Raw genomic sequence first — 12,024 nt, 5'->3', positions numbered from 1 at the left:
GCACGGCGTAACCTCTGTTCTGCTGCAATCCTGTGAATTTGAGCTGCCCGCAGTCAGCAATCAGACCTTTTTGACCCTGTCAAATCTGATGTCCCTGATGGTCCAGAACAGCACCTACCCAAGTGAGATGGCCGGTCGCTGGGTGCAGGGGGTCGCAGCCGATACCGACCCTCTGACAGTTCGCCAGTTGGCCGCCACAAACCTTAGCAGCCTGTAAGGAGACAAGAACATGTTGACTGTGACCCACAATGGGAAGGTCTACGCCAACTGGGAGGCGGCAGATTTGATCCGCGCTGACGTGCCTCAGGCGGCAATCGGCGCGGCGGCAAAAGCAGCCGCAGAGGGTGAAATCACCCGGTTGGCCAATGGCTGGCGCGCCGAGGTGGCCAGTGCTTCACCGGGCAAGCTTATGGAATGGCTGTTCAAGGGCCAGATCGCAGCCGATCCGGCCAGCGCTGATCCTGCCGAACTCGCCTTGCTTGATCGCGAGGCGGCGGCACGCGGCTTAGACCGCGCCGCACTCCTGGCCGAGATCACCGCCAAGGCCGCCGCCTACCGCCGGATTGCGCTCCTGATCGGGGCGCTGGAAGCGGAAACCAAAGCCGCTATCGCCGCCGTCCCGGATGGGGCTGCGGACATCGAAACCCAAGTCAACACCGCCCTGGGCACCGCAAAAGCCCAGGCCGAGGCGGCCTTTGCCGAGGCCGCAGCACTCATCAACGGAGGTTCCTAATCATGCCTGAAGGCTATTTCCACGGGCTAAAGCACGTCTTTGACGATACCGGCACCCGCCCGATCGTCACCCAGTCAGATGAGAGTATTTTCATCGCCTGCGAAGCCGCCAACGCGGATGCCGCCAAGTTTCCCATCGGCGAAACCACCCTGATTTCTGGGGGTAACGATACCGCGCTGATCGCCGGGCTTGGCACTGGCGATGGTGCGCCCAAGTTCATTGACGGGATTTTTGACCAGGTGGACGCCCGTGTCTTCCTGCACCGCCTGCCTGAAGGGGCAGATGAGGCTGAGACGATCTCCAACACCATTGGCGGCGTTGATGTGGACACCGAAAAGCGCCATGGGTTGCAGGCCGCCTTTGATGTCAAACAGCGCTTTGGCATTGATCCGTCGATCTTCATTGCGCCTGGCGTGTCCCAGCATCAGGCGGTGGCAACCGAGATGGCCTCTGTTTCCAAGAAACTGGCCGCTGTCTTTGCGCTGGATGGGCCGAACGGAAAGATCGAAGACGCAATCACTTATCGCGGCAACTTTGATGAGCCGCACGGCCTGCTGATCGACCCGCATGTGTCGGTGTGGGACAAAGATACCGACCAGGAGGTGGTTGAACCCTGTTCTGCCCGCGTGGCCGGCATCATTGCAGCCACACCTTGGTGGGAAAGCGCATCAAGCCGCACGATGTATGGCATCCTGGGGCCTGCCAAAGACATCGACTACCGGGGCGGCGACGGCACCAGCCGGGCCGAGCTGCTGAACCAGAACCATGTTGCCACTGTCGTGCGCCATCCTAAGGGCGGCTACAAGCTGTTGGGCGGGCGCGGTTTGGGCAGTGACCCCAAGTTCGTGTTCTTCAAGCGTGCCCGCGTGATGAACGTTCTGGCCCGCACCATTCTTGATCAGATGCAGTGGGCGGTAGATCGGAATATGACCCGCCGCTACTACGAGAGCGTTGCGGACAGCATGAACAAATGGCTCCGCCATGAGACCGCGCTGGAGCACATCGCGGGCGGGCGCTGCTGGGTCAATCCTGATCTCAACACGCCAGAAGTGATGGAAAGCGGCGCGGCTTACTTCGACTACGATTTTGTCGAGTACGGCGAGGCCGAGCGCATCACCTTCACCGCCCACATCAACAACGGTTACCTGGCCAACATCCTGCCGGTCTGATCCTGATCTGAGGAGACACACACATGATCCCTGAAATCTTTATCGATGTAGACCTCTATTCGGAGGATGACAGCTTTATCGGCGTCTGCGAAACCCTGACGCCGCCCAAGTTCATGCCCAAGGTGCATGAGCTGCTTGGCTCCAACATGCTCTGGTCCGCGCGCGTCAAGAACTTCCGGTTCGAGGAGCCGGAGATCGAGTTCGAAATGCTGAACAAGACGCCGCAGTTCCTGCGCTACGTGGATGTGCGGCCCGGCGAAACCCGGCTGTTCACCGCCAAATGCGCCACCTCGGACAGCGACGGCACCCTGCATTCCTGGGTGCACAAGTATGAGGTTAGCTTTGGCGGGCCGGATTTCGGCGGCTTCAAGCCCGGCGATCAGAGCAAAACCAAGGCCAAGGGCGACATCGTTTACTGCGAGATCCTGCGCGACGGGGTGCAGGAATTCGAGGTGCACCGGGGGCCGCCCGCCAAACTCACCGTCGGGGGCGTCGATCTCCTGGCCGATCTCAACGCCGCAATGGGCCGCAACTAAGCCCGATATTCAAAAGGAAACAGGCACATGAGCACTGTAATTGACCGGAACAAGAACTTCGTTCTGCAATACCCGATCACCTACAAGGGCGAGGACATCAGCGAAATCACGTTGCGCCGTCCCAAAATGGCCGATGTGAAAAAGCTGTCGTCGGCCAAAGGGGATGTGGTGGCGGCAGCCGCGCAGACCGTGGCTGATCTGGCTGGTAAGCCGATTGCCCTGATCGACGAACTTGACCCTGAGGATTACGCACCCATGCAGGAGTGGGCGCATGAAGTCCTGGGAAAGTTGTCGCCCGAGTAGGTGACCCTAACGGGCGCGGCATCCGTGCCGCGCGCCTGCTCATGTCGAGGGCGTTCCATTGGCAGCCCAGCGAAATGGATGCAATGGACGCCATCGACTTCCTGGACGATGTGGAGCTTGCCCAAGAGCTTCTGAAATCTCAATAAAATGAACCAGTGAGCCGCACATGACCCGAGGCCTTGACGTATCCGTATTTGTGAAGATGGCGGCAGACCTTGCCAAGCCGCTGAAAGATGCGGAGGGCAAAATCAAGGACTCGACCGACCGCATGCGCAAGAGTATGTCGCTTTCGCTCAAGCTGGGCGGTGCGGGCCTTGCGGCCACTGGCCTCAAGATCGCCACCAATAAGATCATCAGCGATTTCACCCAGAGTTCAAAAGAGATCCAGCGCGCGTCGGGTGACCTGCGCGCCCTGGGCATGAAGGACATTCAGGCCGTGGTCCGTGAAGGGCGGCGGCTGCAAAACACTTATGTGGGACTGACCACTGAGGCCTTTGTGCGCGCGGCTTATGACATCCGTTCCGGCGTCAGTTCCCTCACCGATGAGGGCGTGGCCGCCATGACCGCATCGGCGCTGACCGTGGCCAAAGCCACCAAAGGCATGCCGGAAAGTATGACATCGCTCTTTGCGACCTCATACGGGATCTTCAAAAAGCAGTTTGCCGAGATTTCTGATGCCGATTGGGGCGATATGTTCGGAGCGGCGCTGGCCAAATCCGTGCAGCAGTTCAAGACGGATGGCGCGAAGATGCAGCAGGCCATTGAAAGCGCAGGCGCAGGTGCCACCAATCTCGGCATGAAGATGACCGAGCAAATGGCGCTCCTGGGCATGATGCAGCAGCAGATGCAGGCGGGTGAGGCTGGTACAGCGCTCAAGGCGTTTGCCTCCAACGCCTACCGGGCGGACCAAGCCTTTGCCAAGTTGAGCAAAACAACCGGCAACCCCGTTCGAGTTCGGCTGATTGACGAACAAGGCCAACTCCGCCAGATGCCAGAAATTTTGACGGATCTCAAAGAGCGCTATGGTCAAACGCTCGAAGCCGCAGAGGCGGCGGAGATCGGCAAGGCCTTCGGAACCGAGGAAGCAATGAAGCTGATCAATGCGCTCTATGGTCAGGAGGCGGCTGTGCGCGCCAATGTGGTTGCTTTGGAAGAAGCGGCCCAAAAGGGTGCTGAATTCACTGAGGCAATGGCCGCGAAGACGGATGACTATGCTGGCGCAAAGTGGGAAGTCTTCAGGCAAAACATCAAGTCGATCAAAGAAGAAATCGGCGAGGGCCTCGCGCCTGCAATGGATGCGCTTGCCGCCCCTATGGGGCGGGTGGCGCAGATCGTCAGCGGGTTTATTCAAAACAATCCCACTCTGGTTGCCGGTTTTGGGTCCATTGTTGTAGGTCTGTTTGGCCTGGCCACTGTCGCCGCTCCGGTCCTGTTCACTGCGTCCTCCCTGGTGACCACATTTGCAGCCTTGCGGCATGGCAGCCTGCTTCTGGGCGTAGCGCTGGCGGGTTCGGGCACAAAAACCGGCCTGCTGGCCAGGGGCATCAAGGTGCTGACAGGCGCATTCGGGTTCCTGAGAATCGCTGTTATGGGCCTGGGCCGTGCGCTGCTGGCCAATCCCATCGGCCTGGCGGTCGCTGCCATCGCAGGCGGTGCCTATCTGATCTACCGCAATTGGGAGCCAATCAAGGCGTTCTTTCAGCGCCTTTGGGCGGGCGTGAAGGCGTTCACGGCCAATGGCTGGGAAAACATCAAGTCGATCTTTTTCAACTATACCCCGCATGGGCTGATCATCACCCATTGGGAGGGTATCACCGCCTGGTTCGGCGCCCTTTGGGGCAAGGTGAAATCGGGGGTGTCGACGGCTTGGGACGGTATCAAAGCGGGGTTCTTCAAATATCATCCGGCTGGGCTGGTCTATACCCATTGGGACGGCATTTCCGCCTGGTTCGGCACCCTTTGGGAAGGCGTCAAAACCACATTTGCAACCAAGTGGTCTGAAATCAAAGCGGCGCTCAACCCGCTTTCCTGGTCTGGCCTGGTCAAATCCGAAGACCTGGCATCAGCCTGGAGAAACATTACCGGCGTATTGGGCGGCAAGCTGGGCACGCTCTGGGATGCACTCAGCCCATTGTCCTGGACGGGGTTGGTTAAGTCAGAGGACCTCGCAAAAACCCTGAAATCCGCCGCATCTGTTGTGACCGAAACAGCCAGCAGCATCTGGAACGGCATCACTTCGATTGACTGGGGCAATATCATCTTTGCTCCTAACTGGTCGCGCTGGCTGTCGTTTTCCTGGGCCGACGTGCTGCCGGATTGGGATTGGGGCGCGATCATCCCCGAACTGCCAGATCTCAAAGGCATGTTCACAGACGCGGGCGAAACCATTGATGTGCGCCTGGAGAACCGGGCTTCCAATATGGTTGGCCGCGAGTGGCGGGAGGGATTGGATCTGATCGCCCAGTACCGCCAGGGCCTGACCGGCATCGAGGAGGTGAAATCGCGCCTGGAGGCAAAGGTGGCCAGCGAAAGCGGCGCGATGTTCGATAGTTTTGAGGTGAACCGCGCCCAGGACATGCTGGCGCTGTTGCAAGAGCTGGACGGCGCACCCGCAGAGTTGCCCGAGATCAAGAACCCTGAGACACTGAAGGAGGCCGCCCGCGCAGCCGAGGCGCTGACCAAGCAATTTCCAGTCCTGACCGCTGCCGCTCTGGAGACACAAACTGCCGTCGCCGCATCCATGGCCCGGATCATTGCCGATTTGCAGGCTACGAGCCTTGCCAGCGAGGGCCAGCGCCTGATGCAGTCCCTGGCCGAAGGCATTCGCTCGCAGATTGCGCAGGTCACCTCGGCAACGCAGGAAATCACCGCAGCCATTCGCAATGCCCTGCCCAAGACCGCGCATCTGAAACTGGATGTGCCCGGCGGTGCGATCCCTAAGGTTCAGGCCACCAACATTCAGGCCCGCGCACGCGGCGGCAACTATAGCCCTGGCTGGCTGCTGACCGGCGAGGAAGGCCCCGAAATGCGCTATGAAAACAAGGGCGGCTTTATTGCCCACAACCGGGCTCTGCGCGGCATGCTGGACATGGCCGGCCGGGCGCGCAGCCTGATCAGCGGCCTTGATCTTGGCAGCTTTGCGAAAGGGTTCAATCTGGATGGCATCGCCAAGGGCGGCATCGGGGCTATCGGTGCCAGTGCGATAACCAGTGCGATGGCCAGCGCCGCCGCAGGACCGCAGGCGGGCGAGTTGGATTTCCAGCGCATATCCGCGCAGATGAACGGGCTTGGAAAGCAGGTCACCGTCACCATGAACCCCAGCTACACGATCCCGATCACCGGCGAGGTATCCTCGGATATGGAAACGCGCCTGCGCCAGATCCTGGAAGAACACACCCGCGAGGCCAAGCAGCAACTGGAAAGCCTGTTCGATGATTGATGTGACGATGATCCTGGGCAGTTTCGAGTTCAAGATTACCACCGCCGCGTTCCAGTCCCTGGAGCGCCGCCACGACCAGAACAAGGCAGTGCTGAAACGGATCGGACGCACATCGGCAACCCAGCACCTGGGCACCAATGCGGGCACCATCAAGATGAATGGCACCGTCCTGCCGCATTGGAATGGCGGCTGGGGCCAGATGGACCGGCTGCGCGCCATGGCAAACAGCGGTGATGCGCACGAGCTGATTGACGGGTTTGGCCAAAGCTGGGGCCGCTGGGAAATCGCCAGCGTGGTGGAAACCGGTTCCGAGTACTTCAACGGCGCACCGCTCAAGATCGATTTCGGCGTGACCCTGCAGGAATACGGCGGCGATGACGGCAGCGGCCTGGACATCTTGGCCGCCGGGCTTGCCATCGCATCAAGGCTGTTTTGATGCACCCTGCCGCGTTGCTACCTGAGGGCTTGCTATGAGATACCGGACTGAAAGAGGCGATGTGCTGGACGCCATCTGCGCCGCCCACTACGGCGCGAATGCCTTCGACCTGCAAAAGGTTCTGGCCGCCAATATGGGCCTGGCCGCCCTGGGGCCGGTCTTTCCCAGGGGGATCGCAATTGAACTGCCGGAAGATGCGCGGATAGATCCCAAGCCTAAGATGATCAGGCTGGTGGATTGAACATGAAACCTGCGTTTGAAGTCCATATGGACGGGATCAACATCACCAGCAGGATCAAAGACCGGGTGCTAAGCATTACGGTCAATGATGAGGCCGGATCAAAGGCCGATACCGTGCGCATTGAGCTGGATGACCGCGATAACAGCATTCTGGAGCCGCCCGATGGCACCCTCATTCTGGTGGCCATGGGCTATGAGGAGCTGTTTCCGGTGCCGATGGGAGTCTTTGTCCTGGACAAGATAGAGTATGAGATCGCCCCTGACCGCATGATCATCCACGGCAAGGCGGCGCATTTCGGCAGCACCCTCAAGGATCAGAAAACCCGGAACTGGGACGGCAAAACCATCGGGGAGATCGTGGCCGAGATAGCCGCCGAGCATAAGCTGGAACCCAAGGTGGCAGAACGGCTCAAGGTCATCAAGCACGAGTATCTGGCCCAGAGATCGGAAAGCGACATCAATTTCCTGAGCCGCATTGGGAAAGAGAGTGACGCCATCGTATCGGTCAAGGACGGCGGTTTGCTGTTCATCGGCAAGGGCGAAGGCCAATCCGCCAGCGGCAACGCCTTGCCGCAAACATGGGTGTTCAAATCCCAGTTGATGCCCGGCTCCCGCGTCAGCAAGGACAAAGCCAACGCATATAAGAGTGTCAAAGCTATCTGGCACGATAAGAAGGTGGGGGAGAAAAAGACGGTGACGGCTGGCGAGGGTTCGCCTGCCTACGAGATCACCCACCCCTATCGGACGGAGGAAAGCGCCGAGCGGGCCGCAAAGTCAAAGCTTGATGAGCAGGCCCGCGCAGGCCACTCTATTAACCTTGCGCTGGTAGGCAATCCGATCCTGCGCGCCGAGGGGCAGGCCCTGGTCATCGGCTTGCGCCCAAGCATCCCGCCGCTATGGTCGATCACCGGGGTGACCCACCGGCTGGGTGGCGGAGGTTACACCACCCGGATCCGGGGTGAACTGCCAAAGAGTGAGGAGTGAATTGACTTGGGGATGTTCAAATTTACAATGCGCCCAAGTCAAAAAAAAATTGGGCCGGTCCACTGGCCCCGGTCCTGCAGCCGGCATCACAGCAAACCGCCGGCGTTACCCCGCCGCCGCCGCAGCCCGCAGCGGACGTTCCTTCACCGGCAGATGGACAATCGCGCTGAACGCCCCGACGCCGACACCGATCCACCAGACAAAGGTGTAATCGCCATAAGCGTCATACATCCGCCCGCCCAGCCAGACGCCCAGGAAGCTGCCCAGCTGGTGGCTGAAAAACACGATCCCGTAAAGCGTGCCCATGTAACGCAGCCCGTAGATATGCGCGACCAGACCTGAGGTCAGCGGCACCGTCGCCAGCCACATGGACCCCATCGCAACCGAGAAGATGATCACGCTCATGGGGGTGATCGGGAACATGATGAACGCCGCCGCCGCAATCGTCCGCCCGGTGTAAATCGCCGCCAGCAGGTATTTCTTGGAATACCGCTTGCCCAGATAGCCCGCCAGCAGCGTGCCGCCCACATTGGCCGCCCCGATCAATGAGATTGCAGCCGCCCCCAGCGCAGAGGTGGTGGTAATGCCCAATGAGTGCAGCGCCCCGCCCGGCAGGATCGGCCCGCACATCTCGGTCACGAACGCCGGAAAATGCGCGGTGACAAAAGCCAGCTGATAGCCGCAGCTGAAAAAGCCGAGGAAAATCAGCGTGTAAGACGGGTCCTTGAACGCCTTCATCAGGATCGCGCCCATGCTCTCTTCCAGCTCTGTCTTGCCGGCGGTCTCCGGTGCCCGCATCAGCGGAAGCAAGGCAATCAGCGCCAGCACCACGCCCGCAAACACCAGAAAAATCGTCTGCCAGGGCATAAAGCCCAGCATCCACTCTGCCGTGGGCGCGCCGAAAATCTGCCCCGCGGACCCTGCCGCGGTGACAATCGCCAGCGACATCGAGCGGTTTTCATCGGAACTCGCCCGCCCGACAACCGCCAGCACCACGCCAAAACCGGTGCCGGCAATGCCAAAGCCCACCAGCCATTCATAGCTTTGCATTTCAAACGGCGTCGTCGCCCAGGAGCTCAGCACCAGCCCGGCGGCATAGACAATGGCCCCCATGACGATCGCCTTGCGGTCGCCTATCTTCTCGGCAATGGCGCCGAATACCGGCTGCCCGATGCCCCAGGCCAGGTTCTGAATGGCAATCGCCAATGAGAACTCCGAGCGCAGCCAGCCGAACTCCTCGGCAATCGGGATCTGGAACACCCCGAACGAGGCACGCACCGCAAAGCTCACCATGATGATGATGCAGCCGACGATCAGAACGGGGGTAAACAGCGGCGCGGGACGGTCCATGCGGTCTCTCCTGACAGGCCGCGCAACCCTCTGGGATTTCACCGCAGGCGTCAAATCAGGATTTTTGCGGCTCCGGTTAAGAAGTTTTGATCACCAGCGCTTTTGTCCCTTAATCCAGACCGTTTCCGGAACTGAAAACCTCGAGAGTGTTGCGGCAAACTCCGGGCGCCACCGGGCACGCGCCCGGACGCAGGTGACAGTCCTTCCAGAAAACCACTTGGTTATTGCTCGCATTTCTGTAGTAGCAGTACATGACCGGCCTATGTCAGGCGTCTTCAATCGCCACAGGGCCGCTTTCAAGTTTCTTTTCCCCACATAGACCTTAGATCGTTTGAAGAATAAATGCGCCTTACTGTGTGCAGAGATATATGCTGCACAAACGTATGTACGGCCCTCTCGGCTTATCACTTTATGTATTGTTACAATTGGAAAAAGCGTTTCATCTCCCGCTTTCTGCGGCCAGTGGCCCTCAAATAGATAAGTGTCATCTATGGTGTCTGTCACACTTTCAAAAACTGATGCTGCATGGCCATTGACGGGATTTAACAGCAAGAATGCAGCCAGAGTAAACACGGTAAAAACGAATATCGAACGATATGCTTTCGCAGGTGACAATCGCGGCAAAATGCTTTTCTCCCAAATATTTTGTTCCGGCGGCCCAGCCGCGCAAAGTCAGTACTGCGGGTTCTGGAGCCGTCTTGGCAGCATGACTTAGAGTAACCATTCGAACTAATCGCTGCCACAATCAATGTGAAAGCAATTGCTCCCCGCTTCCCATCCCCAGCGCCCCGCGCTATCCCTGTCCCATGACCCATCTGACCACGCTGTACCGGCAAAAGATCGACGCAGGCGAATTGCAGCCCGACCCGGCCCAGGAGGCCGTGCTTCCCCATTTCGACCGCATCGCAGAAGGGTTGATGGCGCCGCCGGTGAAACGCGGCTTCTTCCGCAAGGCGGAATATGAACCGGTCCAGGGGCTCTACCTCTGGGGCGGGGTGGGCCGCGGCAAGTCGATGCTGATGGATCTGTTTGTCGACAGCCTGGAGGATATCCCCGCCCGCCGGGTGCACTTCCACGCCTTCATGCAGGAAATCCACACCCAATTGCACGAGGCCCGCCAAAGCGGGGTGGAGGATGCGCTGGCTCCGGTGGCCAAGGCGGTTGCAGACTCGGTGCGCCTGCTGGCCTTTGACGAGATGCAGATCACCGACATCACCGACGCGATGATCGTGGGACGCCTGTTCGAGGCGCTGTTCGCCGCCGGCGTCACTGTGATCACCACTTCCAACCGGGTGCCGGACGAACTGTATAAGAACGGCCTGAACCGGCAGCTGTTCCTGCCCTTCATTGACCTTATAAAGACGCAGATGCACGTGCACGAGATGGTCAGCCCGACCGACTACCGCCAGCACCGCCTGACCGGCGCACAGGTCTATTTCGCCCCCGTCGATGCCGAGGCCCGCGCGCAGATCCGCGCGATCTGGACCGATCTCTCCGGCGGCCCGGCGCAGCCCCTGACACTGGAGGTGAAGGGTCGCGAAGTCACCCTGCCCGCCTTCCGCAACGGCGTGGCGCGCGCCGCCTTTTACGACCTCTGCGGCAAGATGCTGGGTCCCGGCGACTACCTCGCCATCGCCGAAGAGGTGAAGGTTCTGGTGCTGGAGGACATCCCCCGCCTCTCCCGTAACAATTTCAACGAGGCGCGGCGCTTTGTGACCCTGATTGATGCCCTGTACGAGGCCAAGGTGCGGCTGATCTGCTCGGCGGCGGCACAGCCCGAAATGCTCTATGTCGAGGGCGAAGGCACCTTTGAGTTCGAACGCACCGCCTCGCGCCTGCGCGAAATGCAGGACAAGGACTGGGGAGCCGCAGACCTGTGATAGTCCGCGACACGCCCAGCCGCTGGGAAATTTTTCTGATTCTGAACGGGTCGGTGGTGCCGCGCATCCTGCCTAATATCATCGGCGCCGCGCTTTGGGCGCTCTTGGTGCTGGTGCTGGATCGCTATGTCGTTGCGATGCCGCAGATTTCCATCGGCGCCATGGGGGTATTCGGCCTGTCGCTGTCGCTGTTCCTCAGCTTCCGCAACAATGCTGCCTATGACCGCTGGTGGGAGGCGCGGCGGATCTGGGGCCGCATGGTCTCGGACGTGCGCAGCCTGGCGCAGGAGCTGCGGATCTTTGCCGGCCAAGGCCCGGATGAGGATTATATCCTGACCCGCATTCTGGCTTTTCACCATCTGCACCGCGCCCAGCTGCGCGGCGATGAGGTGGCCGATACCGTCCGCCGCTGGGTCGGATCGGAGGACGCAGAACAGCTGATGCAGACCGAGAACAGCCCGAACGCCGCCCTCAGGGACATTGCCACCCGCCTGCGCGGCATGGCCGAGGCGGGCCGTATCGACGGGTTCGGCCAGCGCGCCCTGGCTGAACGTCTGGCTGCCTTCCCAGCTGCGCAGGCCGGCAACGAACGGCTGCTCAGCACGCCCTTGCCCTTTGTCTACTCATTGCTGGTCTGGCGCACCACGTATCTGTACTGCCTGCTGCTCCCCTTTGCCCTTCTGGACAGTGCGGGCTGGTTCGAACCGCTGGTGGCGGCGGTGGTGGCCTATGTGTTCTTCGGTCTGGCCGAGGTCACCCATGAGCTGGAACACCCGTTCCGCAAACAGGCCAACTCAGTTCCGCTCAGCGCGATGTGCCGGGTGATGGAAATCTCGGTCTGCAATGCGCTGGGGCGCGACGTGCCGCCCCGGCTGGAACCCGTGGACTACGTTCTGGACTAGCGGCTGAACGGGTCTGGGGGCGCTGCCCCCTCGGCCTCACGGCCTCACCCCC

12 protein-coding genes are annotated in these 12,024 nt (G+C 60.3%); 11 read left to right on the top strand and 1 reads right to left on the bottom strand.

What is annotated here, in order from left to right:
• The 9 genes from L1069_RS16560 to L1069_RS16520 all read left to right on the top strand — a co-directional run.
• Window positions 1-217, top strand: a 217-nt coding sequence (locus L1069_RS16560) for a hypothetical protein (RefSeq protein ID WP_237456416.1), incomplete at its 5' end; no start/stop codon positions are given.
• 12 nt (window positions 218-229) lie between these two features.
• On the top strand, window positions 230-733 hold the full coding sequence (locus tag L1069_RS16555) for a hypothetical protein (protein ID WP_237456415.1): 504 nt from the start codon (window positions 230-232) through the stop codon (window positions 731-733).
• A gap of 2 nt (window positions 734-735) precedes the next feature.
• Window positions 736-1,902, top strand: a complete 1,167-nt coding sequence (locus tag L1069_RS16550; protein WP_237456414.1) for a phage tail sheath subtilisin-like domain-containing protein — start codon at window positions 736-738, stop codon at window positions 1,900-1,902.
• Between the two features lie 23 nt (window positions 1,903-1,925).
• Window positions 1,926-2,438, top strand: coding sequence for a phage major tail tube protein (locus L1069_RS16545; RefSeq protein WP_237456413.1), 513 nt, complete (start codon window positions 1,926-1,928; stop codon window positions 2,436-2,438).
• Between the two features lie 27 nt (window positions 2,439-2,465).
• Window positions 2,466-2,741 carry a phage tail assembly protein gene (locus L1069_RS16540; RefSeq protein WP_237456412.1) on the top strand — a complete coding sequence of 92 codons (276 nt, stop codon included), beginning with the start codon at window positions 2,466-2,468 and terminating at the stop codon, window positions 2,739-2,741.
• A gap of 166 nt (window positions 2,742-2,907) precedes the next feature.
• The gene (locus L1069_RS16535) at window positions 2,908-6,180 is read left to right on the top strand and encodes a phage tail tape measure protein (RefSeq protein ID WP_237456411.1); all 3,273 of its coding nucleotides are present in this window, start codon (window positions 2,908-2,910) and stop codon (window positions 6,178-6,180) included.
• Window positions 6,173-6,616, top strand: a complete 444-nt coding sequence (locus L1069_RS16530) for a phage tail protein (protein ID WP_237456410.1) — start codon at window positions 6,173-6,175, stop codon at window positions 6,614-6,616. Before L1069_RS16535 ends, L1069_RS16530 begins: the two co-directional genes overlap by 8 nt.
• 34 nt (window positions 6,617-6,650) lie before the next feature.
• Window positions 6,651-6,857 (top strand): tail protein X, encoded by a 207-nt coding sequence (locus L1069_RS16525; RefSeq protein ID WP_237456409.1) that lies wholly within the window; start codon window positions 6,651-6,653, stop codon window positions 6,855-6,857.
• A 2-nt stretch (window positions 6,858-6,859) separates the two neighbouring features.
• On the top strand, window positions 6,860-7,840 hold the full coding sequence (locus L1069_RS16520) for a contractile injection system protein, VgrG/Pvc8 family (RefSeq protein WP_237456408.1): 981 nt from the start codon (window positions 6,860-6,862) through the stop codon (window positions 7,838-7,840).
• Between the two features lie 105 nt (window positions 7,841-7,945).
• Here L1069_RS16520 and L1069_RS16515 read toward each other — a convergent pair whose 3' ends face one another.
• Window positions 7,946-9,190 (bottom strand): MFS transporter, encoded by a 1,245-nt coding sequence (locus tag L1069_RS16515; protein ID WP_237456407.1) that lies wholly within the window; start codon window positions 9,188-9,190, stop codon window positions 7,946-7,948.
• 806 nt (window positions 9,191-9,996) lie between these two features.
• On the opposite strand from L1069_RS16515, the gene zapE reads away from it, so the two are divergent.
• Window positions 9,997-11,070, top strand: coding sequence for a cell division protein ZapE (gene zapE, locus L1069_RS16510; RefSeq protein WP_237456406.1), 1,074 nt, complete (start codon window positions 9,997-9,999; stop codon window positions 11,068-11,070).
• Window positions 11,067-11,972: a bestrophin family ion channel gene (locus tag L1069_RS16505; protein WP_237456405.1), complete on the top strand. Its 906-nt coding sequence runs from the start codon at window positions 11,067-11,069 to the stop codon at window positions 11,970-11,972. The genes zapE and L1069_RS16505 overlap by 4 nt, the downstream gene beginning before the upstream one ends.
• Window positions 11,973-12,024 lie beyond the last annotated feature (52 nt).

The sequence above is a fragment of the Leisingera sp. MMG026 genome (assembly GCF_021654205.1).
Taxonomy (GTDB): Bacteria; Pseudomonadota; Alphaproteobacteria; order Rhodobacterales; family Rhodobacteraceae; genus Leisingera.
The sequence above is the reverse complement of the archived record's forward strand: the minus strand, read 5'-3'. Positions and strand labels throughout refer to the sequence as shown.

Excerpts from the sequence above, each read along its gene's own strand:
- L1069_RS16555 (WP_237456415.1), top strand. The coding sequence starts at position 230 with ATGTTGACTGTGACCCACAATGGGAAGGTCTACGCCAACTGGGAGGCG.
- L1069_RS16550 (WP_237456414.1), top strand. The coding sequence starts at position 736 with ATGCCTGAAGGCTATTTCCACGGGCTAAAGCACGTCTTTGACGATACC.
- L1069_RS16545 (WP_237456413.1), top strand. The coding sequence starts at position 1,926 with ATGATCCCTGAAATCTTTATCGATGTAGACCTCTATTCGGAGGATGAC.
- L1069_RS16540 (WP_237456412.1), top strand. The coding sequence starts at position 2,466 with ATGAGCACTGTAATTGACCGGAACAAGAACTTCGTTCTGCAATACCCG.
- L1069_RS16535 (WP_237456411.1), top strand. The coding sequence starts at position 2,908 with ATGACCCGAGGCCTTGACGTATCCGTATTTGTGAAGATGGCGGCAGAC.
- L1069_RS16530 (WP_237456410.1), top strand. The coding sequence starts at position 6,173 with ATGATTGATGTGACGATGATCCTGGGCAGTTTCGAGTTCAAGATTACC.
- L1069_RS16525 (WP_237456409.1), top strand. The coding sequence starts at position 6,651 with ATGAGATACCGGACTGAAAGAGGCGATGTGCTGGACGCCATCTGCGCC.
- L1069_RS16520 (WP_237456408.1), top strand. The coding sequence starts at position 6,860 with ATGAAACCTGCGTTTGAAGTCCATATGGACGGGATCAACATCACCAGC.
- L1069_RS16515 (WP_237456407.1), bottom strand. The coding sequence starts at position 9,190 with ATGGACCGTCCCGCGCCGCTGTTTACCCCCGTTCTGATCGTCGGCTGC.
- zapE (WP_237456406.1), top strand. The coding sequence starts at position 9,997 with ATGACCCATCTGACCACGCTGTACCGGCAAAAGATCGACGCAGGCGAA.